The following is a 26,811-nucleotide window of genomic DNA, read 5'->3' on the forward strand; positions in this document are numbered from 1 at the left end:
GTCAGCGGTTGGGGCGCAGCGTCCAGGTGACGGTGAGCGCGGAGGTCACGGTGCCGTCCTCGGTGCCGATCTCCACCTCGACCGGGAACTCGGGCCGCGTGCCGGCGTCCAGCTCGGCCAGCACGTCGGCGGGCGGACGCCCGAGCCGCGCGGTGGCCCGCACCGGCCCCATCGCCACCTTGAGGTAGCGGATGGTCGCGGTCACGGCCAGGGGTACGGCCCGGTCGAGCACCTGCCCGAACGCGGCCAGGACCACCGCACCGGAGGCGGTCTCACCCAGCGTGAACATGGCGCCGGCGTGCGGGCCGCCCACGTGGTTGTGGTGCGCCGGGTCGTCGGGGAGGCGGACCACGGCCCGGACCCCGCCCTCGGCCTCGGGCGCCACCTCGACGATTTCGATTCCGAGCGTGCGGGCGAACGGCACGGCTTCGAGGAGACCGGCCGCCACCTGGCGAGAGTCGATGGACATGCCCGAACGCTACTCGCCAGTAACAACCCGGGCAAGCCCGGCCCTCCGCTCCTTCGGTTCGGCGGATCAGGCCGGGTGCTCCATGCCGGCGACGCCGTCCAGGACGGTGGTCAGGTTGCGGTGGAAGGTGTCCTCGGCGTCGAGGTGGGCGCCGTCGACGACGAGTCGGGCCACGGTGGGATAGCGGCCGGTGTCGAGCATGCGGGTCAGGTAGGGGCCGTGGGCGGCCTGCCAGGCGGGCAGGTCGGCGCCGGTCGCGCGGGCGGTGCGCCGCTCGGCGATCTCCCGGCGGAGCGCACCGACGAGGAACGCGTTGAGCGCGCCGAGGGCCCGCTGGAGGTCGTCCACGTCGCGTACCCCCGGGGCCTGGCTGAGCGCCGCGGCGGTCGTCTCGGCCACGGCGAGCGCGTGCGGCCCCAGGTGGGGCCGCGCGCCGAGCAGGTCGGGGAACCATTCGTGATCGAGCGCGGCGGCGCGGGTCCGACGCATGACCGCCAGCACCGTGTCGCGCCACCCGGTGTGCCGGTCGGCGTCGGCGATCTGGGCGTAGACGGCGTCGACCATCAGGTCGAGCAGTTCGGACCGGTTCGCCACGTAGTCGTAGAGCCGCATCGGCCCGACACCCAACTCCCTGGCCAGCTTGCGGACCGACAACCCCTCCAGGCCGCCCGCGTCGGCGAGTCGGACGGCGGCGTCGGCGATCTGCGCCCGGGTCAGTGGCACCGGCGTCGCCCGCGGCCGGGGCTCGGGCCGTTCCCAGACCGGCAACGGCACGCTACCGTACGGTGTATCCACGAAATACAGTGTACGGCAAGGGAGGCGCGGATGCGCATCGCGATCGTCGGCGGCGGCCTGGGCGGCCTGACGCTGGCCCGGATCCTGCACCGGCACGGCATCGACGCCGTGGTCTACGAACGTGAGGTGACCCGGTCCGCACGGGCCCCGGGCGGCTCGCTCGACCTGCACCCGGAGTCGGGGCAGCGGGCCCTGGCCGACGCGGGGCTGACCGAGCGCTTCCGGTCCGAGGCGCGACCGCAGGGCGAGGAACACCGCATCCTCGACCCGGCCGGACGCACCCTCGTGCACCACAGGCCGGATCCGGGCTCCTTCGCCGGCCGCCCCGAGATCGACCGCGGGGCGCTCCGGGACCTCCTGCTCGATTCGCTCCCCGCCGACGCGGTGACCTGGCACCGGCGGCTCGTCGCCGTGTCGCCGCACCCCGCCGGCGGCTTCGGGTTGACGTTCGACGGCGGTCACCGCGCCGACTGCGACCTCCTGATCGGCGCGGACGGCGCACGCTCGGTCGTCCGGTCGCTGCTGACCGACGCCACACCGTCCGCCATCTCGACCCTGGTGGAGCTGACGATCCGGGACGCGGACCGGGACCACCCGGACGTCGCCGAGATGGTCGGTCCCGGCAACCTCTGGGGCATGGGCGCGCGGCAGGTCCTGTCCGCGCAACGCCTCGGCGACGGCCGCATCCGCGTCGGCGTCTCCCTACCGGCGGTCGGCCACCCGGTCGACACCTACCGCCGCAAGCGCGCCCTGCTCGACCTGTTCGACGACTGGCACCCCCGCCTCACCGCGCTCATCCACGCCGCGGACGGTTCGCCGGCGCCACGCACCATCGAGGCCATGTCCACCGACATCCGCTGGGCCCACCGCCCGGGCGTGACCCTGATCGGTGACGCCGCGCACCTCCTGCCACCGGTCGGCGAGGGCGCCAACCAGGCGATGCGCGACGCCGCCGACCTCGCCGTCCGCCTGGCCGCCGCGCCCGCCGACCCCGACGCGGCGATCCGGGCGTACGAGGAGGCGATGTTCGCCCGGATCCGCCCGATCGCCGAGATGTCGGCTCGGGTGCACGCGATGATGCTGTCCCCCACCGCCGCCGACGACATCGTCCGCTTCTTCGCCCCGCGGCCCACCGGGACCTGAGGGTCAACCCGCGCTGAGGTCGGTGCGGCGGACGAGCCACCAGACGGCGACGAGCGCCAGCGCGGCCAGGGCCAGGTAGCCGCCGGCGACGATCAGGTGGAACTCGGGGATCCGGCTGCCCGGCTGGTACTGGATGTGCTGCTGGAGGTGGTGCTCCGCGAAGCAGGCGAGCGTCCGGCCGGTGCCGTTGTCGGGCGGACAGAGCTGTTGCAGCTCGACGCCGCTCAGCTCACGCCCGGAGGGGTCGAACGCGCCGGACGGCCCGTCCAATCCGTAGTTGATCAATCCACCCTTGACGACCAGGGCGTTGTCGCGCAGCACGTCGAGGTTCGGCCCGCCGATGGGCCGGTGCGCGGTCAGCGGCTCCCTCAGCGTGGGGTAGCGCCACCGGACCAGGTAGGACAGGCCGACGAAGCCCACGATCACGCCGAACACGGCGGGGAGTGTGCGCCTGATCGCGGCGCCGAGTGCGACGCCCACCGCGAACCAGCAGAGGCTGATCACCGCCGGCAGCATCGCGGTGTTGATGAACGGCCCGTAGTCGAACAGGGTCACCGGGGCGAGCCGGGCCTGGAGTCGCTCCAGATGGTCGCTGACGCCGGCGACGGCCGAGGTCACGGCGGCCACGAACAGGCCGAGCAGTGCCAGCCTGGTCCACAGCCAGCGCTGCGGGGAGACGTCCTGACTCCAGGCCAGCAGCAGGGTGCGCTGCTCGTGCTCCCTGGTCAGCACCGGGACGCCGACGAACACACCGATCAGCAGCGGCATCCACTGCACCACCAACGACAGGGCGGCCAGGGTCATGACCAGGGGGGACGATCCCCCGAGCCGCCGGCCCTGCGGCGAGTCCTCCGGGCAGAACGTCTCGTGGCACTGGTGCCACAGGCTGGTCAGCTCCACCGACAGGTAGGTCATCCAGCCCACCAGGACCGCCGCCAGGATCAACGTGCCGATCAGGGTCCAGCGGTGCTGACGCCAGGTCAGCCAGAGCAGACCGCGTACGCCACCGGCGTACCCGAGGTCGTCCTGGTGGCTCGCGGCGGTGGACACCTCGGTGGCCTGGCTCATGCGGCTGCCTCCCGCTCGTGCGGCGCCCGGGACGACGCCCGGAGGTAGGTCAGGATCAGCTCGTCCAGGGCGACGGGCTGGACGGTCCAGCCGGGTGCCACGACGGCGTGCGCCGTCGGTGCCGCCGGCCGCCGGAGGACGAAGGTGGACTGGCGTTCGGTGTGCTGCGCCTGGACGACCGTGCCCGGGCCGGGCGGCTGGTCGGCGCGGGGTCCGGTCATCCGGACGTGGCCGTCGAGCAGGTCCTCGACGTCGCCGGTGAGCACGGGCCGACCCGCGTCGAGCAGCAGCAGGTGGTCACCGACGCCGCTCAGCTCGGCGATGATGTGCGTCGACAGCATGACGGTCATGTCGTCCTCGGCGGCCTCCGCCATCAACTCGCCGGTCACCTCGGTGCGGGCCACCGGGTCCAGGTTGGCGAGGGGTTCGTCCAGCAGCAGCACCGCCGGGCGGGAGCCCAGCGCGACCGCCAACGCGACCTGCGCCCGCTGCCCGCCGGACAGCTTGCCGCAGCGCCGGTCCAGGGGGACGTCGAAGCGCCTCAGCCACGACAGCGCGCGCCGCTGGTCCCACACGCGGTTGGTCGACCGGCCGAAGCGGAGCATGTCCGACACGGTGAAGTCGCGGTAGAGCGGCTTGTCCTGGGCCAGGATCGCGACCCTGCCGCCCCCGTCGGTGGACCGGCCCCGCGCCACCGGCCGGCCGTGCACGAGCAGCGTGCCGCTGCTGGCCGCCAACGTGCCGGCGATGATGCTCAGCAGCGTCGACTTGCCCGCGCCGTTCGCGCCGACGAGCGCCACGATCCGGTTCGCGGGCAACGCGAAGCCGCAATCCCGCAGCGCCCACACCGCGCCGTAGCGCCGGCTGAGGTCGCGGGCCTCGACGGCGACCGGCTGGCCGCTCACGCCGCGCCCTCCTTGTTCCGGAGCGCCGCGTTCTCCCCGATCACCGAGGCGAGCAGCGCCTGGACGTCCTCGTCCTCCAGGCCGGCCTCCCGGGCCTGGCCGAGCCACCGGGCCAGGCTGCCACGCAGTCGGGCCATGACATGGGGATCGGCGTGGCCGAGCGTCCCGCTGACGAAGGTGCCCGCCCCCTGCCGCGCCTCCACCAGGCCGGACAGCTCCAGCTCCCGGTAGGCCTTGAGCACGGTGGTCGGGTTGACCGTGCACGACGTCACCACGCTGCGCACGGTGGGGAGTTGGTCCCCGGGTCGCAGTGTCCCGATCCGCAGCGCCTCGCGGACCTGACGCACCAGCTGGGCGTACGCGGGGACGCTGCTGGACCGGTCGACATGAAAGTTGATCACCCTGGTGACCCTCCGTCAGATTGTTATGGTTCAGTAGAACACCAGTTAAGCAACATGGCAATGCCCGCACGGCGTTTCGGCGACCGCCGCCTCCGGGTAGCCAGACGCCCATGAACCGCGATCTCGCACGCGGGCTGACGGTGGCCTGGGCGTTGCCGGAGTTCCGCGACGGGCTGCGCCACCTCGTCGACCTCGACGAGGTGACCGTCCTGCTGGCCGCGCTGTCGCTCCCGGACCGCGACCGCGAGGTCGAGCGGAGCCTGCTGGGCCTGCTGCGCTCCGGCCTGGAGACCACCGAGGTCCGGGAGGCGGTGTTGCTGCTGCTGGAGCGGGACACCGTACGCCGACCGCTCGTCGCCGCGGCGGTGGAGCCGATCGCCGACCGGCCGGGCCGGGTCACCGCCGTCACGTCGGCGGCCGAGGACCCCGCGGTACGGCGGGAGGTGCGGGCCGTGCTGGACAGCGCCGACGTGCGCGAGCTGATCTGGCGGGCGGTCGACGACCAGGTGAGCGACAACGGGTTCGGCCTGATCCGCCGGGCGGCGGTGCTGTTCGTCCGGCACCCGAGCGCACGGCGCCTGGCGTGGGCGCTACGCCGGCACGGCGTGCTCCGCGAACTACGCCGCAGGGCGTGACCCGCCCGGGCCGGCCGTCCCGGGGTGAGGGCCCGGTCCCGCTCGGGTCAGGTCAGGAAGCCGCGCCGGACTCGTATCCCATGGCGGGGATGACCGGGCCGAGAGCTTCCTCGATGGACCTGCGGGTCTCGTCGTCGAACTGGTCGGCGCGATGCGTCAGCCGGTGCGACTGGAACGTGGACGCGGTGACGACGTCGTCCACCCCCAGCCGTTCGAACAGGGCGCGCCGCTGCCCGGGCCAGTCGGCGGCCAGGTCCTCCGCCTTCACCTCGACGTAGCGCCGGCCCGCCAGGTCGGCCGCCTGCTTCCAGGCCAGCCACCGGTGATAGACCGGCTTGAGGTAGGCGAGCACGCCGTCCACGGTCGGCGGCGCCCACGGCTGGTCCAGGTGCGAGGCGAGCACCGAGACCGGGTGACGCGTGATGTGCACGATGGTCGCCTCGGGCAGCAGCTCCCAGAGGAAGTCCATGTTGAGCAGGTTGAACGGCGTCTTCTCGCACCAGGTCGGCTTGCCCGCGTCGGCGGCCGCCCCACCGAACAGGGTGTCGACCAGGCCCCGGAGGATCGCCACCAGCTCGCTCCGGTCATGGAAGTATCGGGGCAGCACCCGCCGGCGACTCACCGGCGCGAACGGTCCCGCGGGCCGGTCGCCGTTCCCGAACCCCTCCGGGGGCGCGGGTTCGTCGTACACTTCCGCGATCAACTGGGGCCAGAGCTGGTGTACGGCGTCCCGGTAGCGCCGCTCGCCGACCAACTCGGGGACGGTCCTGCCACGATCGTCCCGCCGGCCGGGCAGTCGCACGGTGAGGAATTCGCCGAGTCGGCGCAGGGCGTCCTCGGCCACGACCGGGTCGTACCGATCGGTGAGCGCGTCGGTCAGGTCCCGCAGGCCACCGGGGTCGACGAGGAACCTGGTCTCCATGGGGATCCGGTGGATCAACGGGTGTTGGCCGATGATGTCGGCGATCCGTGACGTTCCCGAGCGACCCGTACCGGCGACGAGGACCGGGGAGGGGGACGGCATGGCAGGCAGTCAATCGCTCCGCCTGATGTCCGGGCAAGCGAGTTGTCGTCGCACCGGTACCCCACGGCTGGGCGCATAGGGTCGACTCGGCATGGACAACTCGCGCGACCGGGACGGGGCGGGACATGGACCGGGGCACCCGTGGCGACCTGCTCGGCCGACTGGCCGACGCGGTCGGAGCAGTCACCGTCGCGCACCCGGTCCGGGTCGCCGTCGACGGGCCGCCCGCCACCGGCAAGACCACGCTCGCCGACGAGTTGGCGGCGGTCCTGCGCGCACGGGGCCGGTTCGTCATCCGGGCCACGGTCGACGACTTCCTCTTCCCCAGGGCGCTGCGCTACCGGCGCGGCGAATACTCGGCCGAGGGCTGCTACGTCGACACCCATGACCACGGCGCGCTGAACCGGGTCCTGCTCGATCCGCTCGGCCCGGGTGGGGACCGACGCTTCCAGCACGCGGTCTACGACCACCGCACCGACACCGTGCTGGCCCCGCCGGTCACGACCGCACCCGCCGACGCCGTGCTGATCGTCGACGGTGTCTTCCTCCTGCGGCCGGAACTGATCGACCGGTGGGAGCTGCGCGTCTTCGTGTCGACCGCGCCCGACCGGACCGTGGACCGCGCGGTGGTCCGGGAGCGCCACGTGTCGACCCGGGCCGACGTGGAACGGCGGTGGCGCGAGCGCTACCTCCCCGCCCAGCGGCTCTACTTCTCCCGGGCCCGCCCGACCGAGCGCGCCGACGTCGTCGTGCACAACGACGACCCCCGGCAGCCGGCCTGGCAGACCCGGACCTCCCGCGCGCCGCGCTCCTCGGGTGGCAAGCTGGCGACCATGGACAGGAAGCAGGTGGCCGACTGGATCGCGGCGTACGAACAGGCGTGGCGGACACCGGGAACGGCGGCGCTCGACTCGATCTTCACGGCCGATGCGACCTACCGGCAGGGGCCGTACCGGGAGCCGGTCGTCGGCCTTCCCGCCATCGCCCGGATGTGGGAGAGCGAGCGCGAGGGCCCCGACGAGGTCTTCGAGATGACCGGGAGGGTCGTCGCCGTCGACGGTGACACCGGGGTCGCCCGGGTGCAGGTGCGCTACGGCGACCCCGCCGACCAGGAGTGGCAGGACCTGTGGATCATGCGGTTCGTTGAGGACGGCCGGTGCAGGTCCTTCGAGGAGTGGCCGTTCGCGCCGGAACAGCGGACCGCCGCCGCCGGCTGAGGCCGACACCGTTGCCCGGTCGTGTCACCCGCGAGACCTTCGGTGCCTACCGTCGGAGCAATGCGATCCCGCGCGGCGACGACGGCAGCGACGGTGGTCACCGTGCTGTCGGGACTGCTCACCCTGCTCGGCTGCCTCAGTTGCCTGCCGTTCCTCGCGCCCACCGCACCGTGTCCGAACGACACGGCCGACTCGTTCCAACAGGCGAGGATCGTCCTCTTCCTGCTCAGCGTGGTGATGCTGCTGGCGGCGGCCCTGTCGATCGCGCTCGCCTGGGGCGGCAGGTGGAGCCACTTCCCGAACCCCTGGCCGTGGCTCGCCGTCTCCGTGCTCGCCATGGCCCTGAGCGCGAGCATGACGATTCCGATCGACCGGTTGAGTTCCTGCTGACGGTCGCCGCGACGACGGCGACCGTCAGGAACGCTTGGTGTACGCGACGAACGCCGCCCAACTCGCCGGCGTGAACGTCAGCGCCGGCCCCTGCCGGTCCTTGCTGTCGCGGACGCCGACCACGCCGGGCAGGTTGTCGGCCACCTCGACGCAGTCACCGGAGTTGCCGCTGCTGCGGGTGCTCTTACGCCAGGTCGCGCCGGTCAGCTCCATCGCTTCGCCGCCTCCGAGATCACCGCCAGGGTCGCCCCGTGCGGCATGGCCTCCGCGCGGACGGACTCCCAGGTCTGCCGCAGCGAGTTTACGTCTGCTGTCCGCTCCACAATGGTGCCGTGCAACTGATTGTCGAGGTAGCCCACATCGTCACCGTCCGGATCGGCCTGGCCATCTACCTGTGCGGGCTGCTCTACGAGGCGACGCGCGACCTCTACCGGCTCAATCCCGACGACGCGCCGTCGCCGACCGAGATGTTCACCCGGTTCGTCGCCTGGGGCCCGCACCGCCGCCCGATCGTCGCGCCGCCCGGCGGGTGGTAGGCGTCATCGCGGAGGCTGCATGGCCTGCGCGATGGCGAGCGTGTGCTGGTACTCGCGCCAGTGGGCGAGCTTGCCGTCCCGGGTCCGCAGCACCCCGATGAACGGCGCCGAAGCGGTCACCCCGGTCGTCGTGTGCGTGCCGACCAGTTCGTATTCGACCACGATCACGTCGGGGTCGACGGTCTCGTGCACGACCACGTTGCGGCAGTCGTCGAACCGGACCGGGAACTCCGCCCGAGCGGCTCGGGTCCAGTCGAGGACCTGCCGCTTCCCCTCGGTGCGCGTCGGGTGGCCGGGTGCGGCGAACGGCGTCTCGATCACCACGTCGTCGGCGAGGGAGCCCGCCTCGTAGGTGGGCAGGTTCGCGAGCCACCGGGCTCGCATGCGGTCGAAGACCTCGGCTGGCGTCATGTCCGCCTCCTGGATAATGAGCGATGACTCGACTTGTCCCCCACAATAATGAGTGGAGACTCACTTTGGTAGAGGGATCGCCGCTACGTGCCGACGCGCAGCGCAACCGGGCACGCATCCTCGACGCCGCCGAGGCGGTCTTCGCCGAGTTCGGCACGCGCGCCTCCACGGAGGAGGTGGCGCGTCGGGCGGGCCTCGCCATCGGCACGGTCTTCCGCCACTTCCCCACCAAGGACGACCTGCTCACCGCGATCATGAAGCGGCTGCTCGCGCAACTGGTCGAGGACGCCGGCGAACGCGACCTCTTCGCGTTCTTCGGGCATGCCGTGGCTCAGGCCGCGGCGAAGAAGGCCGCCGTCGACCTGCTCGCCGGGTCCGGGATCGACATCCGGGTTCCGGACGCGCTGGGCCACCTCAGCGACGCGGTGGGGAGGCTGCTGACCCAGGCCCAGGACGCCGGGGCGGTAGCCGCGTCGGTCCGGCTGCCCGAGGTGATGGCGCTGCTGGCCAGCCTGTGTCAGGGCGCCCTGCACGGCGGGTGGGACGACCACCTGCAAGCCCGCACACTCGCGGTTGTCTTCGCCGGCCTGAAGGGGTGTTAATAGGGGCCCCCTCCTATGCAGAATGCGTTAACAGGGGGCCCCTCCTTACATCTCAGCGCCAGCCGACGTCGATGCGGTCGCCGCGCTCGTCGAAGAAGTGCAGCGCGTCCATCCGCACCTGCACCGCGAGCGGATGCCCGGAGGCCACCTGCGGGTACGGCGCCAGCCGTACCGCCAGCTCCGCCGGGCGGCGGTGGTGCCGGCCCGGGTCGGGCAGCACGCTGGTGCGGTTGCCACCGCCACCGCCGTTGGGTGCGGGGGCCGCGGCGGGCGCGGACTCCGCCGCGCGACCGGTCAGCCGCTGCATCACCTGACCGAACCGGCGCAGGCTGCGCTGCCCGGGTGCGGCCCGCTCGACCGGGGTGCCCATCTCGTCGACCACGATCGCGGTGGCGCCGATGTCGAGGAAGGCCAGCGACTCGTGGCCGTGGTGCTCCAGGTAGCGGATCCGGCCGTGCAGCACGTCGCCCGGGGTGTCCGGGGCGACCGGGGTGAGCGCCTCGGCCCGCATGCCGACCACGATCCGCTCGCCGTGGTAGTGCGCCACGGCCCGGCTGCGGATGTCGTCCCACGGCAGGTAGAGCGCCTGCTCACCGAGGTTCAGCGCGACGTACCGGTCGAGGTGGACGTAGACGGACGCCTCCAGCAGGTTCATCCGGGGGCTGCCCAGGAAGGCGGCGACGTAGAGCGTGGCCGGCCGGCCGTACACCTGGGTGGGGGTGCCCACGTCCTGGAGCACGCCCTTGCGCATGATGGCGACCCGATCGGCCATGGTGAGCGCCTCGGCCTGGTCGTGGGTGACGTAGATGGTGGTGACGCCCAGCTCGCGGGTGAGGCCGGAGATCTCCGCCCGCAGCTCGGCGCGGAGCCCGCTGTCCAGGTTGGACAACGGCTCGTCCATCAGGAAGAGGCCGGGGCGGCGCACTATCGCCCGGCCCATGGCGACCCGCTGCCGCTGGCCGCCGGAGAGCTGGCTGGGCTTGCGCGCGAGCACGTCGCCGATGCCCAGCGCGCCGGCCACGTCCTGGATCCGCTCGCCACGCGGCCCGGGCTCGACCCCGGAGAGCCGCAACGGGAAGCCGATGTTGTCACCGACGGTCATGTGCGGATAGAGCGCGAAGTCCTGGAAGACCATGGCGATCTTCCGGTCCCGCGGCGGCAGGTCGTTGGCGAGTTCACCACCGAGCATGACCGCGCCGGAGGTGGGATCCTCCAGCCCGGCCACCATCCGCAGCACGGTGGACTTGCCGCAGCCCGACGGGCCGAGCAGCACCATGAACTCGCCGTCGTTGACGTCCAGATTGATGGTGTCGACCGCGATCGTTCCGTCCTGGAACACCTTGGTGACATCCTTGAGCGCGACGGTGGTCACCGTCACCTCCCCAGTCGCTCGCCCGAACCCGGCAATGACTGTGACCAGGATCATCGGATCCGCACATCGGGTAAACGTGCCATGTTCGTCTCGTGACAGTCCTATTAAGCGGTCTTCGCCGGACCTCACAGTTAAGTGACCGGCCAGTAACCGTTTTTTCACGCCGGTTCGTGGAGAAAGACCCGCCGCACCACCCGCTCGGCGGCGCGCCCGTCGTCGAGCGCGCAGAACCGGTCCCGGAACGCCGCCCGCGCCCGCCGGGCCGTCTCGTCGTCGACCGCGCCGGAGCGGAACACGTCGAGCAGCCCGGGAAAGTCCACCGCCACCGCGCCCGGCGGCTCGGCGAGCAGGTCGAAGTAGACGCCCCGGGCCACCCGGTACGCGTCCCAGTCCGGGGCGTAGACCACGATCGGCCGGTCCAGCACGCCATAGTCGAACATCGCCGAGGAGTAGTCGGTGACCAGCACGTCGGCGGCCAGATAGAGGTCCTCCACCCGGTCGTGGGCGCTCACGTCCAGCACGCCGTCCGCCGCCGGTCCCCCCGGGTGACGCTCCCGGTCGTGGAAGTAGTGGCTGCGCATCAGCAGCCGTCCGGCGGGGCCGAGCACGTCGCGCATCCGGTCCGGGTCGAACGGTGGCCGCCAGCCGGGCAGGTGCTCGCGGTGCGTCGGCGCGTAGAGCACCACGTACTCGTCGGCTCCCAGGCCGAGCGCGGCGCGGGCCCGGCGGCACTCCTCGGGCGTCGCCCGGACCAGCCGGTCGTTGCGCGGGTAGCCGACCTCCAGCGTGGTGTAGTCCGCCGGGTACGCCCGCTCCCACATCTGCGTCGAGAAGCTGTTCGAGGTGATGCTGTAGTCCCAGCGGTCCACCCGGCGCAGCAGCCCGGCGAAGTTCATCCCCATCGCGCCGACCGGGAAGCGCTGCTGGTCCAACCCCATCACCTTGACCGGCGTGCCGTGGTGGGTCTGCACGTGCACCGAACCCTGGCGCTTGCGGACGAAGTCCGGGAAGTTGACGTTGTTGACCAGCCAGTGCGCCCGGGCCAGCACCCGGTGGTACTCCCGCGTCCCGGCGATCACGTACTCCACCCCCGGCGGCAACGCGGCCACCCGGTCCCGCCGCACGATCCACACCCCGCGCACCTGCGGCGCGAGCCGCCGCGCGGCCTCGTAGATCGCGGCCGGGTTGCACGAGTAACCGCGGTACCAGTAGGCCGCGTAGACCGCCAGCGTCGGGTCGATCGGCCGGCGCAGCTCGGCCCGGTAGTACTCGCGCAACGCGGTGTCCCGCGCCCGCCGGGCGGTACGCCGGACCACCGGCGCCACCCGCCGGCGGGCTCCCACGGCGGTCCGCCGGGCGACCTCCCCCGCCTGGTGGGCCTCGCGCAACGCGCTGAACGTCCGCCACCGCCCGGCCGCCACCAGGCGGTGCTTGAGCCCCTCCACGCCCGGCGGGACCGGATAACCCTCGGGCGGCAGGAAGCGGACGTAGTCGGCGTGCATCTGGGCGAAGAACGGGGCCCGCAGTTCCGGCGCGATCCGGTCGCCGTTGCCGAGCACGGTCAGGTGGTGCCAGACCATCCGCTCGAAGATCGCCGGCCGCAGCCCGGCCACCGCCGGACCCCACCGGTCCATCAGCCGGAACACCCGGTGCCACTGGGCGAACACCTCGAAGTGCCGGTCGCCCCGGGTCCGGGTGATCGCCCCGGTGCGGCGCTGCCGGTAGTTCAGGCAGACCCGGTCCAGCACCCCGATCCGGTCGGCCGCCATCAACGCCGGATAGCTGAACGAGACGTCCTCGTACCAGCCCGGCTCGAAGCGGAGCCCGCGTTCGACCAGGAACTCCCGGCGGACCAGGCGGTTCCAGGCGGTGTGCAGCAGCCGCAGCGTCTCCGGCCGGTCCCGCAGCGCGAACGTGGTCGCGCCGGGTGGCTCCGGGAAGACGTCACGCATGGCGCTGCGGGTGCCGACGTTGTTCCAGTGCGCCCGGACGTGGTCCACCAGCAGCACGTCCGGGCGGGTGTCGCGGAGCCGGTCGGCGACGTGCGGCAGGCAGCCGGGCACCAGCCAGTCGTCCCCGTCGACGAACCACACGTACTCGCCGACGGCCCGGTCCAGCCCGATGTTGCGGGCCGGACCGAGCCCGACGTTCTCGGCGAGCCGGACCGGGTGGACCCGGGCGTCGCGGGCCGCGTACTCGGCCAGGATCTCGCCGCTGTCGTCCGGGGACGCGTCGTCCACCCCGATCACCTCGAGGTCGCCGAACGGCTGGTCGAGGATCGAGTCGAGACACTCCCGCAGGTAGCCCTGCACCCGGTAGGCCGGCACGACGAAGCTGATCAGCGTCATCCCGGCCCGCCCTCCGTCAGCCCGGCGAGGGGGCACCCCCACGGGCACGGGCCGGCAGGACCACCCAGGCGAGGACCACACTCGCGACGAAAACCACAAGAAGGTACGTACCGAGTGTAGCCAGAGCGATACTCGCAATTCCGGCGATCAGCGCGATCCCCAGCAGCAGTGAACGCCCCTCCCAGCCCAGCGTGACGGCGTGCAGCGGCGGCGCCGACTGCCGCTTCTCCAGCCGGGCGGTCAGGTCGTAGTGGTGCAGCGTGAGCACCAGGACGTAGGCGAAGATCAGCCAGGCCGGCGCGCGCCCGGCCACCCCGACCGCGATGGCGAACAGATACTCCGCGGCCCGCAGCGCGGCCGGCACCAGCCAGTCCAACGCCCCGGCGTGCGGCGCCCGCGCGCCCTGGGCGGCGCCCAGCAGCAGCACGAGGACGAAGACCGCCGCCCAGTGCGGCAGGTCCCGCCCGCCGTGCACCGCCCACAGCGCCCAGACCAGCAGCCCCGCCGCGCCGAGCGCGGCCACCACCGCCACCAGCAGCGGCCGGCGCGCGGTCGGCAGCGTCCGGGTCAGCAGGCCGTCGTCCCGGTGCAGGCCGGCGTCGACCGTGGTCAGCACCGGCACCTTCATCCAGCGGGCCCGCAGCGTCCGCAACGCCCCGGTGTACGCGAACGCCAACGTGCCCCAGACCAGCACCGCGCAGAGCGCCACCAGCGGGCCGAACAGCGCGGCGGCCAGCGCGATCAGCGCCCACCGCTCGCCGATCGGGAACACCACCGTCCGCTTCAGCCAGTACGAGACCGAGCCGGTGTCCGCCTGCACCCGGGTCGACGCCGCGTTCAGCTTCCCGCCGATGCCGCCCGCGTCCCCGGTCACCACCTTCGGCCGGCGCGCGGCCTCGTCGTGCAGCGCGCCGTACCAGGTGTCGGTCATGTGCCGCACGGTCTGCAACGTCATCGCGGCCAGCGCCAGCGCCCAGCCGTACCGGAACCCGGCGTGCGTGGCCCCGTAGCCGAGGCCGGCGTAGACCACGTACTCCTTGAACCGGTCGGCCATGGTGTCCAGCCAGCCGCCCCAGGCGCTGAAGTGCCGGGTGTAGCGGGCCAGCTGCCCGTCCACGCAGTCGAGCACGAAGCCCAGGTAGAGCAGGACCGCGCCGGCCACCAGCGCGGGCCGTCCGCCGACGCCGAACAGCACCGCCGCCGCCACCGCGAACGCCACCGACACCATGGTCACGCCGGTCGGGCCGATCCCGATCCGGGCGGCGGCCTTCGTCACGTACGGGGACCAGGTGCTGACGAAGAACGTGGTGAAGAAGTCGTCCCGCTCCTTCACCGACAGCTTCAGCTCGGCCCGGTCCTCGTCGACCGCCGCCACCTGCGCCTCGGCGGCCCGCCGCTGCGCCGCGTCGCCGGCCCGGTGCGCCACGAGCAGGCGTACCCGGTGGGCGAAGATCAGGGTGCCCCGGGCGGCGAGGTCGGCCACCAACCGGTCCAGGTCGGCGAGCGGCCCGCCCCCGACGGCGCCGACCCCGGGCGCGGACGCCGTTTCCGTCGGTCGCGGGTCCGGCGCGGACGCCGGAGCGGGGATGCCGCCCGCGGCCCGGCGGGCGGCCTCGGCGAGGGCCGGCAGGTCGGCCGGGCCGACCCGCAGCGCGCCGCCGAACACGCCGGTCGCGTCCGCGACCGCGCCGGCCTCGACCACCTGCCCTCGCTCCTCGCGCACCGTCGCCTGCCCGGCCGCCGGCGGATCGGTGAGCACCAGCGCCACCGTCGGCCCGACCGGGCTGGTCGCGAGATGCTTCAGTACGGCCGTGTGCGCCACCAGGTCGACGCCGCTGACCAGCACCGGGCCGGTCGCGCCGGCCACCAGGTCGGCCAGCTCGGCCAGGTCGGCGGCGATCCGCACGTCGTCCGCCCCGGCCCGGCGCCACTGCGCGGCCAGCCGGTCGGCCGGCGGTTCCCCGCCCTCGGTGGGGCGGCCCGCCGCCGGTCCGGCGGCGAGCACGATCGCGAGCGTCACCGCTGCGCCGCGTCGGCGTAGGCGGCCAGCGCCTCGTCGATCGTCCCGTCGACGATCAGTCGTCCGGCGTCGAGGTAGAGCCCCCGACGGCAGAACCGGGTGAGGTCCTTGTCGTTGTGTGACACCAGCACCAGCGTGCGCCCTTCCGCGAGAAGTCGCTCGATGGTCGCATAGCACTTCGCGCGGAACTCCGCGTCCCCGACCGCGGTCACCTCGTCCACCAACAGCACCGGGTGCGGCAGGTGCGCGATCACCGCGAAACCGAGCCGCACCTTCATCCCGGACGAGTAGTGCCGCACCGACGTGTCGATGGCGCGTTCCACCTGCTCACCGGCGAACGAGACGATCTCGTCGAAGTGCCGCCGCAGGTAGGCCGGGGAGAGCCCGTGCAGCCCGCCCACCAGGTAGAGGTTCTCCCGGCCGGTCAGGTCGCCGGAGAAGCCGGCGGAGAGTTCCAGCAGCGGCGCCACCCGGCCGTGCACCGCGATCGTGCCCTCGTCCGGGATGAGCACACCGGCGATCAGTCGCAGCAGCGTGCTCTTGCCGGTGCCGTTGCGCCCCACCACGCCGACCGTCTCACCCGGCTCGACCCGGAACGACAGGTCGCGCAGCGGCCAGAACCGGCCCGCGTCCGGGTCGCGCGCGCCCCGGTGCACGATCAGCTCCCGCAGCCGCAGTTGGCGGCGCCGGTTGCGGACGAATCGGATGCCCAGCCCGTCCGCCTCGATGATCGCCGTCATTCAGAGTTCCTTCAGCACGGCCGGTTCGAGGCGGTGGAACGCCCACCAGCCGAGCGCCAGGACCAGCCCGCTGCCCACCACCGTGACGGTGAGCAGCCGGGCGTCCGGGAACTCGTCCGGATACCAGATCGCGTGGTGCAACTGAAAGATCCCGACCAGCGGGTTCAGCTCGTACGCGACCTTGAGCCAGCCGGGCATGCCGGAGTCCCGGACCAGGTTCAGCGGATAGATGATCGGGGTGGCGTAGAACAGCAGCCGGATCACCAGCCGCATGATCCGCTCGATGTCCCGCATCAGCACGTTGCCCGCCGACAGCAGCAGGGCCAGGCCCACCAGCAGCGTGAACTGCACCGCGACGGCCAGCGGCAGGGCGAGCAGGTTCCACCCCGGGTGGATCTTCCCGTGGGCCGCGTAGAGCGCCGCGATGGCGACCAGGATCGGCAGGCCGGCCAGATACTCGGCGAACCGGCCGGCGACCCGCCCGATCGGGAAGATCGGTCGGGGCAGGTTCATGGTGGTGATCAGCCGGGACTGCCCGGTGAGCGCGTTGGCCGCCTCGGTCAGCGCCGAACTGGCCCACATCCAGGCGAAGATCCCGGTGATCAGGAACAGCGGGTACGAACCGGCCGCCTCGCCCAGGTGCCGTCGGGTGGCGCCGGAATAGAGCACGCCGAAGACGAACCAGTAGATCAGGCCCATGCCCAGCGGCTCGATCAGCGACCAGAAGTAGCCCAGCAGCGACTGCTGGTACTTCACCGCGAGATCCCGCCGGACCAGGATGCGCAGCGAGGTGCGGGCGGACCAGAGCGCCGCGACGGCGGACGTCACCGGGCCATCGTCGCGCCGTTCATCGTCGGCGTGGCGGCCGTCGACCGGGGGTCACCCCAACGGGGTCAGCACTCGATCACGTTGACCGCGAGGCCGCCCCGCGCCGTCTCCTTGTACTTGACCTTCATGTCGGCGCCGGTCTCCCGCATGGTCTTGATGACCTTGTCCAGCGACACGTGGTGCACCCCGTCGCCGCGCAGCGCCAGCCGGGCCGCCGTGATCGCCTTGATGCTGGCCACCGCGTTGCGCTCGATGCACGGGATCTGCACCAGGCCGCCGACCGGGTCGCAGGTGAGCCCGAGGTTGTGCTCCATGCCGATCTCGGCCGCGTTCTCCACCTGCTCCGGCGTGCCACCCAGCGCCTCGGCCAGCCCGGCCGCCGCCATCGAGCACGCCGAGCCGACCTCACCCTGGCAGCCGACCTCCGCGCCGGAGATCGAGGCGTTCTCCTTGAACAGCACGCCGATCGCGCCGGCGGCCAGCAGGAACCGCACCACCCCCTCCTCGGAGGCGCCCGGGACGAACCGGGTGTAGTAGTGCAGCACGGCCGGGATGATCCCGGCGGCCCCGTTCGTCGGCGCGGTGACCACCCGGCCGCCGGCCGCGTTCTCCTCGTTGACCGCGAGCGCGAACAGCGTCACCCAGTCCATGGCCCGCAGCGGGTCGTTGCCCTCGCCCTCCGCCTCCAGGCCGCGCCGCAGCTCGGCCGCGCGGCGGCGGACCTTCAACCCACCCGGGAGTACGCCGTCGCGGGTGCACCCGTTCTCCACGCACTCACGCATCACCCGCCAGATCTCCAGCAGCCCCGCGCGCACGTCCGCCTCACTGCGCCAGGACAGCTCGTTGGCGAGCATCACCTCGCTGATCGACAGGCCGGTGCGGGTGGTGACGTCGAGCAGCTCCGCGCCGGTGAGGAACGGGTGCCGGACCTGGGTGCTGTCCGGCTTGATCCGGTCCGCCCCGGCGGCCGCCTCGTCCACCACGAACCCGCCGCCCACCGAGTAGTAGGTGCGCGTACGCACCTCGTTCCCGGCCGCGTCGAACGCCGCGAACGTCATCCCGTTCGGGTGGTACGGCAACGAGCGCCGGCGGTGCAGCACGAGGTCCCGGTCCGGGTCGAAGTCGACCTCCTGACTGCCGACCAGGCGGAGCCGCCGCTCGGCGCGGATCCGCTCCACCCGCGGCCCGACCGTGTCGGTGTCGACCGTCTCCGGGGCCTCGCCCTCCAGCCCGAGCAGCACCGCGCGGTCGCTGCCGTGACCGTGGCCGGTGGCGCCGAGCGAGCCGAACAGCTCCGCCTGCACCCGGGTCACGTCGGCCAGCTGCCCGTCGGCCTTGAGGCCCGCCACGAACGTCCGGGCGGCCCGCATCGGCCCGACGGTGTGCGAGCTGGACGGCCCGATACCGACGCTGAAAAGATCGAAAACACTGATCATGGCTGCACTTTCCTCGCCGTCGTCCCCGTTGTGCGGATCCGAACCGGTGCGTGCCGTATGCCCGCTCGGCGGGTTCGACGGCCCGGCGCCCGGGGTGTGGGCGCCCGACCGGCGAGCCTACCTCCCCAGCTCACTACCCGCCCCACCCCGCCACATGCGCCCCGCGGCCCGCGCTGAAGGACCCGAGCAGTCAGCCCCACGGCGCGCATCGACGAGCGTCGGTGGACGCGTCGGCGGGGGTGCGCCGGGGTAAGCACCTACGGGTGCCCGGGTCGCCGATCCTCCTCGGGGCCGAGGGCGCGGCGCGCACCCCTTCCTACCGTGGAATCAGCGCGGCGGATCGCCGCAGAAGTGGGAGACGACGATGAGTCGCAAACTGGTCCGGCCCCGCCAGGGGCGCATGATCGCCGGTGTCTGCGCCGGCCTGGGGCAGCGGTTCGGCATGTCGGCCGGCATGGTCCGGCTGCTGTTCCTGCTGTCGTTGCTGCTGCCCGGCACCCAGGTGATCGTCTACCTGGTCCTGTGGATCCTGATGCCGAACGAGGACCGCTACCTCGCCACCCGCTGACCCGACGCCGCCCGGCCCGAGCTGCGCGGCCTAATGAGAACGGGTGGCGGGAAGCCGGGTCACTGTCCGTAGTGAGTCACTGGTCGATTCCCCCGAAGACCGATATACCGCTGGGTCATATTTATGACTCAGCGGTATATCGCTCCGAACTCATGTGCCCCCGTCGACGCCAGGGCCGAGCCGCCGGGATGCCGAGCGGCCGGGGCCCGGGATGCCAGGACCGCGCCGTCGGGGCCTAGGGCCCTGGGGCGGGGGCGCTGGGGCGGGGCGCTGGGGCGGGGGCTGCGGGCCCGGGGCAGCGCGGCCGACACGCTGAGCCCGGGGCGGCGCGGCTGAGCCGGGGGTGGCGGGGCCGACACGCTGAGCCTGGGTGGCGGGGACGGGGTGGCGGGGACGGGGCGGCGGGGACGGGGCGGCGGGGACGGGACAGGCCGCCGCGCGGCGGCCGGAGCGGGTGGCGGACACGACGGCGCCCCGCTCCGGAACGACCGGGGCGGGGCGCGTCGTGACAGGTCAGGGTGCCGTGTAGGTGACCGTCACCTTCTCGTAGCCGAGGGAGCGCAGCAGCCCCTCCAGCATCTTGCGGGTGTTCGCCTCGGCCCGCGCGCCGAGCCCGCTGTCCCGGGCGGCGGCGGTGATCCGGTCCTCGGCCAGCTTGTAGACCTGCTGCTGCCGGTTGGGGTCGCCGGACACCAGGTCGTTGAGCCGGTTGATCAGGCCCCGCTCCTCGGCGAAGACGTAGCTCTTGTCCATGTCCAGATCGGTCTCGCCGAGCTGCGGCGCGGGCAGCTTGATCTCGACGGACTTGCCGTCGTCGGAGACCACCACGGCGCCGTCGGCGATCTTCGTGAAGTCGACGTACGCCTCGACCCGGCCGGCCCCGACGAACAGCGTGCGCTCGTTGAGCAGGAAGTCGGGCACGTTGCGCCGGTCGTTCTGCACGTCGACTACCACCTGGAAGTTGCCCTCCGCGGCGACGTAGCGGCTCAGGTCACGGATCGACTTGAGCAGCGGCGGCTGGCTGCGGTCGGTCTGCTCCTTGGCGAACGGGTTGCGGAAGTCGGGCAGCAGGCCGGTCGCCTGCACGCCGAGCAGCACCACCACCGCCAGCGCGGCCGCGCCGAGCACCCAGAGCAGACCGCGTGCCGGGCCGCCGCCAGGCGCCCGGCCACCCGGCTCGGGTTCGAGCGGGGAATCCGCCCGGTCGCGCAGGGACTCGCTGGTCGGGTATTCCGGGAACTCCCTGGTGGGCTGGTTGATGTCACCGTCGCGGGCCATCGCCCCTCACCGTCCTCGTCCGACACATCGACTGACAATGACGGTACGGGCACCGTGCGACAGTCGCTCGTCGAGCGACCCGATCGGGTGAACGGGCAGGTCAGGCGAAGGCGGAAAGCCCGGTCAGCCGCTGCCCGATGACCAGCTGGTGGATTTCCGAGGTGCCCTCGTAGGTGAGCACGCTCTCCAGGTTGTTGGCGTGCCGCATCACCGGATATTCCCCCGAGACGCCGTTCGCGCCGAGGATCGTGCGGCACTGCCGGGCGATGGCCAGCGCCTCCCGCACGTTGTTCAGCTTGCCCACGCTGACCTGCTCCGGGCGCAGCTTCCCGGCCTCGGCCAGCCGGCCCAGGTGCAGCGCGAGCAGCATCCCCTTGTTCCACTCCACCGCCATGTCGGCGAGCTTGGCCTGGGTGAGCTGGAAGCCGGCCAGCGGCCGGCCGAACTGGGTACGGGTGGTCGCGTACGCCAGGGCGGTCTCCAGGCAGTCGCGGGCCGCGCCGAGCGCGCCCCAGACGATGCCGTGGCGGGCCTCGGTCAGGCAGCTCAGCGGCGCCTTCAGGCCGGTCGCGCCGGGCAGCTGGGCGTCCGCCGGCAGCCGCACGTCGTCGAGGGTGATCTCGCCGGTCAGCGACGCGCGCAGCGACATCTTGTGCCGGATCTCGCGCGCCGTCACCCCCGGCGTGTCCATCGGTACGGCGAAGCCGCGCACACCGTCGTCGGTGCGGGCCCAGATCACGGCGACGTCGGCGATCGGCGCGTTGGTGATCCACATCTTGCCGCCGGTGAGGATCCAGTCGTCGCCGTCACGGCGGGCGCGGGTGGCCATCGACGCCGGGTCGGAGCCGTGGTCCGGCTCGGTCAGCCCGAAGCAGCCGATCGCCTCGCCGGTCGCCATGGCCGGCAGCCACCGCTGCTTCTGCTCCTCGCTGCCGAAACGCCAGATCGCGTACATGGCCAGCGAACCCTGCACCGACACCAGCGACCGGACGCCGGAGTCGCCGGCCTCCAGCTCCAGGCAGGCCAGCCCGTACGCGACGGCGGACGCGCCGGCACAGCCGTACCCGGTCAGGTGCATGCCGAGCAGGCCCAGCTTGCCGAACTCGCGGGCCAGCTCGCGGGCCGGCACCTCGCCGTCCTCGTACCACCCGGCGACGTGCGGGCGTACCCGGTCGGTCACGAGCTGGCGCACGACGGCGCGGATCTGCCGCTCCTCCTCGCTCAGCGACGCGTCGATGTCGAGCAGGTCGAGAGGAGTCATGGCGTCACCTTAACCAAGCCTCAGGCGGGCGTCACTCGCCCTGGTCGCCGAGGACCAGCACCCGCGCGTGGATCTGGTTGCGTTGCTGGAGCGCGGCGCGCAGCGCCCGGTGCAGGCCGTCCTCCAGGTAGAGCCCGCCGTTCCACTGCACCACGTGCGGGAAGAGGTCGCCGTAGAAGGTGGAGTCCTCCGCGAGCAGCTTGTCCAGCGCCAGCTCCCGCTTGGTGGTGATGAGCTGGTCCAGCCGCAGCGGGCGCGGTGGGATCTCGGCCCACTGCTTCAGCGTGAAGTTGTGCTCCGGGTAGGGACGCCCGTCCCGGACCGCCCTGAAGATCACGGCGCGCTCTCCTCCCCCAGGCCCGGCTGACGATGTGGCTGCCAGCCTAACCGCTCAACTCCACCGTCCCCGCCGGACCACATCCTGCACCGGACGCCGCCCCCGGCGCAGCGACGGTGACCGGTGGTCGACGGCTCGGTAACCAATGGTGATCGCGCCGATCGGGTGCAGCTCCGGCGGTACCCCGAACGCCTCCCGGTACGCCCCGGCCCGCTGCGGCGGGATGCCGAAGAAACAGGCGCCCAACCCCTCGTCCACGGCGGTGAGCAGCATCATCAGCGCGGCGAAGCCGGTGTCCACGTACCAGTAGGGCACCGGCCAGCGTTCCTCGGCGCGGTCCGCCCAACCCTTGTCCGGCTCGGCGTACCGGTCGAGGTAGGCGTCCCGGTTGGCGTGCGGCACCACGATCAGCGGGGCCCGGCGCATGCCGGTCAGCCAACGTTCCCGGCCACCGCCGTCCGGCGTTGCCGCCGACCAGAACCGCGCCCGGTCGTCCGGCTCCTCCAACACCAGGAAGCCCCAGCCCTGCGCGAACCCGGCCGACGGCGCCCGCAGCGCGTGCGCCAGCAGCCGGTCCACCACCTCGGGCGGCACCGGCCGGTCCGGGTCGTAGTTGCGCACCATCCGGCGTCGCCGGACGACCTCGGCGAACTCCACGGTCAGGCCGCCGGCCGGACGCCCCAGACGCCCCGCCACGTCTGGCCGGCGTCGAGCGTGATCAGGTCCCGCCCGGACCGGAACGCGTCCGGCGGGCAGGTCATCGGCTCCACCGCGACCGACCGACGGTGCCGCTCGCCGCCGAGCGTGTCGCCGGTGAAGACCTGCCACCAGCCGAACTCGCGGTCCGCCCAGATCCGCAGCGACGACGAGCCGTCCGGCGCGCCGAGCGTCACCGCCGAGCCGCCGTCGGCCTCCCGCTCCACGTCGCCGAAGGCCATGTCGAGCACCAGGTCACCGATCGGGCGGGGGGCGGTGAAGTCGAACTCGGTGCCGCTCACCGCGCTCGCCGCCAGCGGCAGCAGCCGGCCGTCCACCTGCACCCGGCTCCGCCCCGGTACGCGCATCAGCAGCTCGTCGACGCCGACCTTGGGCAGCTGGAAGTAGGGGTGCACGGAGAAGCCGAACGGCGCCGGCTCGGCGGACAGGTTCGTCACCTCGTGCTCGGCGCGCAGACCCTCCGGGCCGACGCTCCACCGGCTGCGCAGCCGCAGCGCCCACGGGTAACCGGGGGTGGGCGGCAGGTCGTAGCCGAGCGTGACGCTCTCCGCCGACTGCTCGACCAGCTCCCACCGGACCCAGTTGACCAGGCCGTGCAGGGCGTTGTGCCGCTCCGGCTCGGTCAGGTCGAGCTGCAACGAGCGGTCCCCGAACGTGTAGACGCCGTCGCGGATCCGGTTCGGCCACGGGGCGAGCACGTGCCCGGCCGAGCCGGGGCAGAGCTCGTCCTCGGCGTACCCGTCGAGGTAGTCCCGGCCGTCGTGCCGGTAGGCCCGCAGCCCACCGCCCACCTCCACCACGACGGCCTCGTGGCCGTCGGCGGCGATGGTCCACTGTGTCCCGGACGGTGGCTGCACGTCGATCCCCATGTCCGGGACCCTACCGTCAGCGACCGTCGTCGGCGTGGGTGGTCGCGCGATAGCGCAGCAGCGCGGGGAACGCCACCACCAGCAGCGTCGCGAGCACGGCCGCCGCGAGACCGCCGCCGATCATGGCGAACCCGGTGCCGAAACCGGCGGCCATGGCGCCGGCCCGCAGGTCGCCCAGCCGTGGCCCACCGGCCACCACCACCGTGTTCACACCCTGGAGCCGGCCGCGCATCCGGTCCGGCGCGTAGACCAGCAGCATCGACTGCCGCAGCGTCGCGCTGACCAGGTCGGCGGCGCCGGCCACACCGAGCAGCAGCACCGCCAGCCAGAGCTGGCCGGCCAGGCCGGCGCACGCGATCGCCACGCCCCAGCCGACCACGGCCACGGTGAGCGCCAGCCCCTGCCGGCGGACCCGGCCGATCCAGCCGGAGGTGAGGCCGCCCAGCATCGCGCCGATGGCGATCGAGCTGTAGAGCCAGCCGACCGCCGCGCCGCCGCCGAACCGCTCCTGCGCCAGCTCCGGGAAGAGCGCCCGCGGCATCGCCAGGATCATCGCGATCAGGTCGATGGCGAACGAGAGCAGCAGCACCGGCGTGGTGGCCAGGTAGCGGAAACCGTCGACGATGCTGGCCAGCCCGGCCTTGCGGACGCCGCCGTCAGGGTCCGGCTCCGGTGGCATCGCCGGTAGCCGCAGGGTGGCCCAGAGCGAGACGGTGAACAGCAGCGCGTCCACCCCGTACGCGATGGGCAACGCCACGTCGACCCGCCAGGCGGCGAAGATCAGGCCGGCGGCGAGCGGGCCGAAGACGGCCGCGGCGGTGAACGTGGTGTAGTTCAGCGTGGTGGCGGCCGGGACCAGCTCGGCCGGCACCAGCCGGGGCAGGATCGCGCTGCGGGCCGGCGAGGTGATCGCGAACGCCACCGTCTGCACGGCCACCAGCAGCAGGAGCAGCATCGGACTGCCCGCCCCGGCCAGTGACTGCACCAGCAGCCCCAGCGTGGCGGCCCAGAGCAGGGCGCCGGCGGCGAGCAGCACCCGCCGCCGGTCCCGCGCGTCGGCGACCGCTCCGCCCCACAACCCGAAGACCAGCAGCGGCACGAACCCGGCGATGCCCAGCAGGCCGACCCAGAACGAGCCGCCGGTCAGGTCGAACATCTCCACCGGCACCGCGACGGCGGTGAACTGGAAGCCGAACATCGCCACCGCGTTGCCGAGCCACACCCGCCGGTACGCGGGCACGCCCAGCGGGCGCAGGTCGATCGCCCAGCGGCGCGCCCCGCGCGGCCGGGTCCTGGTGACCTCCGTCACGGTGCGAGCCGCTCGACGACCCAGACGCCGTCGCCGGCACGCCGGAACCGCAGCCGGTCGTGCAGCCGGCCGGCCCGGCCCTGCCAGAACTCCACCGTCTCCGGGCGGACCCGGAAGCCGCCCCAGTGCGGCGGCGCGGGGATCGGCTCCACGCCGGCGAACCGCTCCGCCGCCGCCCGGTACGCCGCGTCCAGCGCGGCCCGGTCCGGCACCACCTCGGACTGGGTGCTGGCCCACGCCCCGAGCTGGGAGCCGCGCGGCCGGCCGGCGAAGTACGCCTCGGTCTCGGCCCGGTCGACCCGCTCCACCCGGCCGGCGACGGTGACCTGCCGCTGCATCGGGAACCAGGGGAAGACGAGGCTGGCCCACGGGTTGGCGGTCGCCTCGACGCCCTTGCGCGAGCGGTAGTTGGTGAAGAAGACGAACCCCTCCGGGTCGTACCCCTTGAGCAGCACCGTGCGTCCGCTGGGCCGGCCCTCGGCGTCGGCGGTGCCCACCACCATCGCGTTCGGCTCGGGCAGCGGGTGGGCCACCGCGTCGGCGAACCAGCGGCCGAACTGGGTGTGCCAGTCCGGTGCCAGGTCCGGCTCGGAAAGGCCCAGGTCGGCGGCGTACTCGTTACGCATGCCGGCCGGGGTGGGTGTGTCGCCTGTCACTCTCGCCGTTCCTCTCCCGGGCGTGCCGGCGTCCCCCGACGCTGGCCAGGCCCCGCCACCCAGTCTTCTCCTCCCCGCCCCGGTGTCCACCGGCGGGGATGTCACGTGGCGCACACCGCCAGCGGGTCGCGCACCTGGTTACCCACCGGGCAAGATGTCACGAACCACTTCCCTGAGGGTCGCCTGAGCTGCGGGGCCGGATCAGCCCGCCCGGGCGCACCGAGCCCAAGCCAGGAGACGACATGTCCGATTTCAAGCCGGGCCTCGAGGGCGTCGTAGCCTTCGAGACCGAGATCGCCGAACCCGACCGCGCGGGCGGATCCCTGCGCTACCGGGGCGTGGACATCGAGGATCTGATCGGCCAGGTCTCCTTCGGCAACGTCTGGGCGCTGCTGGTGGACGGCCGGTTCGGCCCCGGCCTGCCGCCGGCCGAGCCGTTCCCGGTGCCGGTGCACTCCGGCGACATCCGCGTCGACGTGCAGTCCGCGGTCGCCATGCTGGCCCCCTACTGGGGTCTCAACCAGCTCCTCGACATCTCCGACGAGCAGGCCCGCGAGGACCTGGCCCGGGTGTCGGTCACCGCGCTGTCCTTCGTCGCCCAGTCGGCGCGCGGGCTGGGCCTGCCGGCCGTGCCGCAGAAGGAGATCGACAAGGCGGAGACGATCGTCGAGCGGTTCATGAAGCGCTGGCGGGGCGAGCCCGACCCGCGGCACGTCAAGGCCGTCGACGCGTACTTCATCTCGGCCGCCGAGCACGGCCTGAACGCCTCCACCTTCACCGCCCGGATCGTCGCCTCCACCGGCGCGGACGCCGCGGCCTGCATCTCCTCCGGCATCGGCGCGCTTTCCGGCCCGCTGCACGGCGGCGCGCCGTCGCGGGTGCTGACCATGCTGGAGGCGGTCGAGCGCAGCGGCGACGCCGAGGGCTACGTCAAGGGCGTGCTCGACCGGGGCGAGCGGCTGATGGGCTTCGGGCACCGGGTCTACCGGGCCGAGGACCCGCGCGCCCGCGTGCTCCGGCGCACCGCCAAGGAGCTGGGCGCGCCCCGCTTCGAGGTGGCCGAGGCGCTGGAGAAGGCCGCCCTGGCCGAGCTTCAGGCCCGCCGCCCGGACCGCGTCCTGGCCACCAACGTCGAGTTCTGGTCGGCCGTGGTGCTGGACTTCGCCGAGGTGCCGGCGCACATGTTCACCTCGATGTTCACCTGCGCCCGGATGGGCGGCTGGTCCGCGCACATCCTGGAGCAGAAGAAGCTCCAGCGGCTGGTCCGCCCGTCCGCCACCTACGTCGGCCCGGGCACCCGCAAGCCGCAGCAGGTCGAGGGCTGGGACGCCATCCCCCACGGCGTCTGAGGTGCAAGGAGGGGCCCCTTCTTAACGCATTCCGCATAGGCGGGGCCCCTTCTTAACGCCCGCGCTGTGGCGTACGCCTCAGGGCCGGGCGTGGGACCAGCGGCCGGTCGCGGCCGGTCGGGTGCGA

30 protein-coding genes and 1 pseudogene are annotated in these 26,811 nt (G+C 73.0%); 9 read left to right on the forward strand and 22 right to left on the reverse strand.

The features are described from left to right. Position 1 precedes the first annotated feature (1 nt). Both GA0070622_RS30730 and GA0070622_RS30735 read right to left on the reverse strand, forming a co-directional pair. Positions 2-469 (reverse strand): DUF4442 domain-containing protein, encoded by a 468-nt coding sequence (locus tag GA0070622_RS30730; RefSeq protein ID WP_091583186.1) that lies wholly within the window; start codon positions 467-469, stop codon positions 2-4. Between the two features lie 66 nt (positions 470-535). After that, positions 536-1,264: a TetR/AcrR family transcriptional regulator gene (locus GA0070622_RS30735; RefSeq protein ID WP_245666920.1), complete on the reverse strand. Its 729-nt coding sequence runs from the start codon at positions 1,262-1,264 to the stop codon at positions 536-538. Positions 1,265-1,294: 30 nt separating this feature from the next. Between GA0070622_RS30735 and GA0070622_RS30740 the strand changes: the two genes are divergently transcribed. Next, positions 1,295-2,407, forward strand: coding sequence for an FAD-dependent oxidoreductase (locus tag GA0070622_RS30740; RefSeq protein WP_091584276.1), 1,113 nt, complete (start codon positions 1,295-1,297; stop codon positions 2,405-2,407). Positions 2,408-2,410: 3 nt separating this feature from the next. Here GA0070622_RS30740 and GA0070622_RS30745 read toward each other — a convergent pair whose 3' ends face one another. Genes GA0070622_RS30745 through GA0070622_RS30755 form a run of 3 tightly spaced genes read right to left on the reverse strand, consistent with a single transcriptional unit; the run spans position 2,411 to position 4,781 of the window. Then, positions 2,411-3,475: an ABC transporter permease gene (locus tag GA0070622_RS30745; RefSeq protein ID WP_091583190.1), complete on the reverse strand. Its 1,065-nt coding sequence runs from the start codon at positions 3,473-3,475 to the stop codon at positions 2,411-2,413. Then, positions 3,472-4,380: an ABC transporter ATP-binding protein gene (locus tag GA0070622_RS30750; protein ID WP_091583194.1), complete on the reverse strand. Its 909-nt coding sequence runs from the start codon at positions 4,378-4,380 to the stop codon at positions 3,472-3,474. The genes GA0070622_RS30745 and GA0070622_RS30750 overlap by 4 nt, the downstream gene beginning before the upstream one ends. Then, complete coding sequence (locus tag GA0070622_RS30755; protein WP_091583197.1) at positions 4,377-4,781, reverse strand: GntR family transcriptional regulator; 405 nt, start codon at positions 4,779-4,781, stop codon at positions 4,377-4,379. Before GA0070622_RS30755 ends, GA0070622_RS30750 begins: the two co-directional genes overlap by 4 nt. A gap of 110 nt (positions 4,782-4,891) precedes the next feature. Here GA0070622_RS30755 and GA0070622_RS30760 point away from each other — a divergent pair, with 110 nt between their 5' ends. Further along, the gene (locus GA0070622_RS30760) at positions 4,892-5,416 is read left to right on the forward strand and encodes a hypothetical protein (protein WP_091583201.1); all 525 of its coding nucleotides are present in this window, start codon (positions 4,892-4,894) and stop codon (positions 5,414-5,416) included. A gap of 52 nt (positions 5,417-5,468) precedes the next feature. Here the strand turns inward: GA0070622_RS30760 and GA0070622_RS30765 are convergent, their stop codons facing one another. Beyond that, positions 5,469-6,338: a sulfotransferase family protein gene (locus tag GA0070622_RS30765; protein WP_091583206.1), complete on the reverse strand. Its 870-nt coding sequence runs from the start codon at positions 6,336-6,338 to the stop codon at positions 5,469-5,471. A 227-nt stretch (positions 6,339-6,565) separates the two neighbouring features. Between GA0070622_RS30765 and GA0070622_RS32775 the strand changes: the two are divergent. The 3 genes and pseudogenes from GA0070622_RS32775 to GA0070622_RS30775 form a co-directional block, all read left to right on the forward strand. Then, a pseudogene (locus tag GA0070622_RS32775) lies at positions 6,566-7,231 on the forward strand (nucleoside/nucleotide kinase family protein); the annotation flags it as partial. 42 nt (positions 7,232-7,273) lie between these two features. Next, on the forward strand, positions 7,274-7,657 hold the full coding sequence (locus tag GA0070622_RS32780; RefSeq protein ID WP_176710616.1) for a YybH family protein: 384 nt from the start codon (positions 7,274-7,276) through the stop codon (positions 7,655-7,657). 60 nt (positions 7,658-7,717) lie between these two features. After that, positions 7,718-8,047, forward strand: a complete 330-nt coding sequence (locus tag GA0070622_RS30775; RefSeq protein ID WP_141684650.1) for a hypothetical protein — start codon at positions 7,718-7,720, stop codon at positions 8,045-8,047. A 24-nt stretch (positions 8,048-8,071) separates the two neighbouring features. On the opposite strand, the gene GA0070622_RS30780 is transcribed toward GA0070622_RS30775, so the two are convergent. Both GA0070622_RS30780 and GA0070622_RS33370 read right to left on the reverse strand, forming a co-directional pair. Then, complete coding sequence (locus GA0070622_RS30780; protein ID WP_091583214.1) at positions 8,072-8,260, reverse strand: DUF397 domain-containing protein; 189 nt, start codon at positions 8,258-8,260, stop codon at positions 8,072-8,074. Beyond that, on the reverse strand, positions 8,251-8,406 hold the full coding sequence (locus GA0070622_RS33370; protein WP_245666922.1) for a Scr1 family TA system antitoxin-like transcriptional regulator: 156 nt from the start codon (positions 8,404-8,406) through the stop codon (positions 8,251-8,253). The genes GA0070622_RS30780 and GA0070622_RS33370 overlap by 10 nt, the downstream gene beginning before the upstream one ends. Between GA0070622_RS33370 and GA0070622_RS30790 the strand changes: the two genes are divergently transcribed. Further along, a complete protein-coding gene (locus GA0070622_RS30790; RefSeq protein WP_091583217.1) occupies positions 8,380-8,583 on the forward strand; it encodes a hypothetical protein in 204 nt (67 codons plus the stop codon). The genes GA0070622_RS33370 and GA0070622_RS30790 overlap by 27 nt on opposite strands. 3 nt (positions 8,584-8,586) lie before the next feature. On the opposite strand, the gene GA0070622_RS30795 is transcribed toward GA0070622_RS30790, so the two are convergent. Next, positions 8,587-8,994 carry a nuclear transport factor 2 family protein gene (locus GA0070622_RS30795; RefSeq protein WP_091583221.1) on the reverse strand — a complete coding sequence of 136 codons (408 nt, stop codon included), beginning with the start codon at positions 8,992-8,994 and terminating at the stop codon, positions 8,587-8,589. Between the two features lie 65 nt (positions 8,995-9,059). On the opposite strand from GA0070622_RS30795, the gene GA0070622_RS30800 reads away from it, so the two are divergent. Beyond that, positions 9,060-9,596 carry a TetR/AcrR family transcriptional regulator gene (locus GA0070622_RS30800; RefSeq protein ID WP_245666924.1) on the forward strand — a complete coding sequence of 179 codons (537 nt, stop codon included), beginning with the start codon at positions 9,060-9,062 and terminating at the stop codon, positions 9,594-9,596. Between the two features lie 52 nt (positions 9,597-9,648). Here GA0070622_RS30800 and GA0070622_RS30805 read toward each other — a convergent pair whose 3' ends face one another. From GA0070622_RS30805 to GA0070622_RS30830, 6 genes are all read right to left on the reverse strand, one after another. Further along, positions 9,649-10,968 (reverse strand): ABC transporter ATP-binding protein, encoded by a 1,320-nt coding sequence (locus GA0070622_RS30805; RefSeq protein ID WP_091584281.1) that lies wholly within the window; start codon positions 10,966-10,968, stop codon positions 9,649-9,651. A gap of 158 nt (positions 10,969-11,126) precedes the next feature. Further along, entirely contained in the window at positions 11,127-13,316 is a 2,190-nt protein-coding gene (locus tag GA0070622_RS30810) for a bifunctional glycosyltransferase/CDP-glycerol:glycerophosphate glycerophosphotransferase (RefSeq protein WP_091583231.1), read from the reverse strand. Between the two features lie 16 nt (positions 13,317-13,332). Continuing rightward, positions 13,333-15,336, reverse strand: coding sequence for a DUF5941 domain-containing protein (locus tag GA0070622_RS30815; RefSeq protein WP_091583235.1), 2,004 nt, complete (start codon positions 15,334-15,336; stop codon positions 13,333-13,335). Beyond that, positions 15,333-16,076 (reverse strand): ABC transporter ATP-binding protein, encoded by a 744-nt coding sequence (locus GA0070622_RS30820; RefSeq protein WP_091583239.1) that lies wholly within the window; start codon positions 16,074-16,076, stop codon positions 15,333-15,335. Before GA0070622_RS30820 ends, GA0070622_RS30815 begins: the two co-directional genes overlap by 4 nt. Next, positions 16,077-16,904, reverse strand: coding sequence for an ABC transporter permease (locus GA0070622_RS30825; RefSeq protein WP_091583242.1), 828 nt, complete (start codon positions 16,902-16,904; stop codon positions 16,077-16,079). Positions 16,905-16,969: 65 nt separating this feature from the next. After that, positions 16,970-18,340, reverse strand: a complete 1,371-nt coding sequence (locus tag GA0070622_RS30830; protein ID WP_091583244.1) for an L-serine ammonia-lyase — start codon at positions 18,338-18,340, stop codon at positions 16,970-16,972. Between the two features lie 364 nt (positions 18,341-18,704). Between GA0070622_RS30830 and GA0070622_RS30835 the strand changes: the two genes are divergently transcribed. Continuing rightward, positions 18,705-18,908 (forward strand): PspC domain-containing protein, encoded by a 204-nt coding sequence (locus tag GA0070622_RS30835; RefSeq protein WP_026267959.1) that lies wholly within the window; start codon positions 18,705-18,707, stop codon positions 18,906-18,908. 513 nt (positions 18,909-19,421) lie between these two features. Here GA0070622_RS30835 and GA0070622_RS30840 read toward each other — a convergent pair. The 7 genes from GA0070622_RS30840 to pdxH all read right to left on the reverse strand — a co-directional run bounded on the left by GA0070622_RS30840 (position 19,422) and on the right by pdxH (position 25,305). After that, positions 19,422-20,186: a DUF4230 domain-containing protein gene (locus tag GA0070622_RS30840; RefSeq protein ID WP_091583246.1), complete on the reverse strand. Its 765-nt coding sequence runs from the start codon at positions 20,184-20,186 to the stop codon at positions 19,422-19,424. 100 nt (positions 20,187-20,286) lie between these two features. Then, the gene (locus GA0070622_RS30845) at positions 20,287-21,447 is read right to left on the reverse strand and encodes an acyl-CoA dehydrogenase family protein (protein ID WP_091583249.1); all 1,161 of its coding nucleotides are present in this window, start codon (positions 21,445-21,447) and stop codon (positions 20,287-20,289) included. A gap of 31 nt (positions 21,448-21,478) precedes the next feature. Further along, positions 21,479-21,784, reverse strand: a complete 306-nt coding sequence (locus tag GA0070622_RS30850) for a type II toxin-antitoxin system VapB family antitoxin (RefSeq protein WP_089154454.1) — start codon at positions 21,782-21,784, stop codon at positions 21,479-21,481. 54 nt (positions 21,785-21,838) lie between these two features. Then, the gene (locus tag GA0070622_RS30855; RefSeq protein WP_091584286.1) at positions 21,839-22,441 is read right to left on the reverse strand and encodes a nitroreductase family protein; all 603 of its coding nucleotides are present in this window, start codon (positions 22,439-22,441) and stop codon (positions 21,839-21,841) included. Between the two features lie 2 nt (positions 22,442-22,443). Continuing rightward, complete coding sequence (locus tag GA0070622_RS30860; RefSeq protein WP_091583253.1) at positions 22,444-23,370, reverse strand: aldose 1-epimerase family protein; 927 nt, start codon at positions 23,368-23,370, stop codon at positions 22,444-22,446. A gap of 16 nt (positions 23,371-23,386) precedes the next feature. Continuing rightward, positions 23,387-24,679, reverse strand: coding sequence for an MFS transporter (locus GA0070622_RS30865; protein ID WP_091583256.1), 1,293 nt, complete (start codon positions 24,677-24,679; stop codon positions 23,387-23,389). Continuing rightward, entirely contained in the window at positions 24,676-25,305 is a 630-nt protein-coding gene (pdxH, locus tag GA0070622_RS30870) for a pyridoxamine 5'-phosphate oxidase (protein WP_091583259.1), read from the reverse strand. Before pdxH ends, GA0070622_RS30865 begins: the two co-directional genes overlap by 4 nt. Before the next feature lie 272 nt (positions 25,306-25,577). Between pdxH and GA0070622_RS30875 the strand changes: the two genes are divergently transcribed. Next, positions 25,578-26,684 (forward strand): citrate synthase 2, encoded by a 1,107-nt coding sequence (locus tag GA0070622_RS30875; RefSeq protein WP_091583263.1) that lies wholly within the window; start codon positions 25,578-25,580, stop codon positions 26,682-26,684. Positions 26,685-26,811 lie beyond the last annotated feature (127 nt).

Source organism: Micromonospora sediminicola (genome assembly GCF_900089585.1).
In the GTDB taxonomy this organism is placed as follows: domain Bacteria; phylum Actinomycetota; class Actinomycetes; order Mycobacteriales; family Micromonosporaceae; genus Micromonospora; species Micromonospora sediminicola.

What these genes read in the sequence shown, in the direction of transcription:
- GA0070622_RS30730 (WP_091583186.1), bottom strand. Translation starts at nt 469, where the DNA reads ATGTCCATCGACTCTCGCCAGGTGGCGGCCGGTCTCCTCGAAGCCGTG.
- GA0070622_RS30740 (WP_091584276.1), top strand. Translation starts at nt 1,295, where the DNA reads ATGCGCATCGCGATCGTCGGCGGCGGCCTGGGCGGCCTGACGCTGGCC.
- GA0070622_RS30745 (WP_091583190.1), bottom strand. Translation starts at nt 3,475, where the DNA reads ATGAGCCAGGCCACCGAGGTGTCCACCGCCGCGAGCCACCAGGACGAC.
- GA0070622_RS30760 (WP_091583201.1), top strand. Translation starts at nt 4,892, where the DNA reads ATGAACCGCGATCTCGCACGCGGGCTGACGGTGGCCTGGGCGTTGCCG.
- GA0070622_RS30765 (WP_091583206.1), bottom strand. Translation starts at nt 6,338, where the DNA reads ATGGAGACCAGGTTCCTCGTCGACCCCGGTGGCCTGCGGGACCTGACC.
- GA0070622_RS32780 (WP_176710616.1), top strand. Translation starts at nt 7,274, where the DNA reads ATGGACAGGAAGCAGGTGGCCGACTGGATCGCGGCGTACGAACAGGCG.
- GA0070622_RS30775 (WP_141684650.1), top strand. Translation starts at nt 7,718, where the DNA reads ATGCGATCCCGCGCGGCGACGACGGCAGCGACGGTGGTCACCGTGCTG.
- GA0070622_RS30780 (WP_091583214.1), bottom strand. Translation starts at nt 8,260, where the DNA reads ATGGAGCTGACCGGCGCGACCTGGCGTAAGAGCACCCGCAGCAGCGGC.
- GA0070622_RS30795 (WP_091583221.1), bottom strand. Translation starts at nt 8,994, where the DNA reads ATGACGCCAGCCGAGGTCTTCGACCGCATGCGAGCCCGGTGGCTCGCG.
- GA0070622_RS30810 (WP_091583231.1), bottom strand. Translation starts at nt 13,316, where the DNA reads ATGACGCTGATCAGCTTCGTCGTGCCGGCCTACCGGGTGCAGGGCTAC.
- GA0070622_RS30820 (WP_091583239.1), bottom strand. Translation starts at nt 16,076, where the DNA reads ATGACGGCGATCATCGAGGCGGACGGGCTGGGCATCCGATTCGTCCGC.
- GA0070622_RS30830 (WP_091583244.1), bottom strand. Translation starts at nt 18,340, where the DNA reads ATGATCAGTGTTTTCGATCTTTTCAGCGTCGGTATCGGGCCGTCCAGC.
- GA0070622_RS30835 (WP_026267959.1), top strand. Translation starts at nt 18,705, where the DNA reads ATGAGTCGCAAACTGGTCCGGCCCCGCCAGGGGCGCATGATCGCCGGT.
- GA0070622_RS30840 (WP_091583246.1), bottom strand. Translation starts at nt 20,186, where the DNA reads ATGGCCCGCGACGGTGACATCAACCAGCCCACCAGGGAGTTCCCGGAA.
- GA0070622_RS30845 (WP_091583249.1), bottom strand. Translation starts at nt 21,447, where the DNA reads ATGACTCCTCTCGACCTGCTCGACATCGACGCGTCGCTGAGCGAGGAG.
- GA0070622_RS30860 (WP_091583253.1), bottom strand. Translation starts at nt 23,370, where the DNA reads ATGGGGATCGACGTGCAGCCACCGTCCGGGACACAGTGGACCATCGCC.
- pdxH (WP_091583259.1), bottom strand. Translation starts at nt 25,305, where the DNA reads ATGCGTAACGAGTACGCCGCCGACCTGGGCCTTTCCGAGCCGGACCTG.
- GA0070622_RS30875 (WP_091583263.1), top strand. Translation starts at nt 25,578, where the DNA reads ATGTCCGATTTCAAGCCGGGCCTCGAGGGCGTCGTAGCCTTCGAGACC.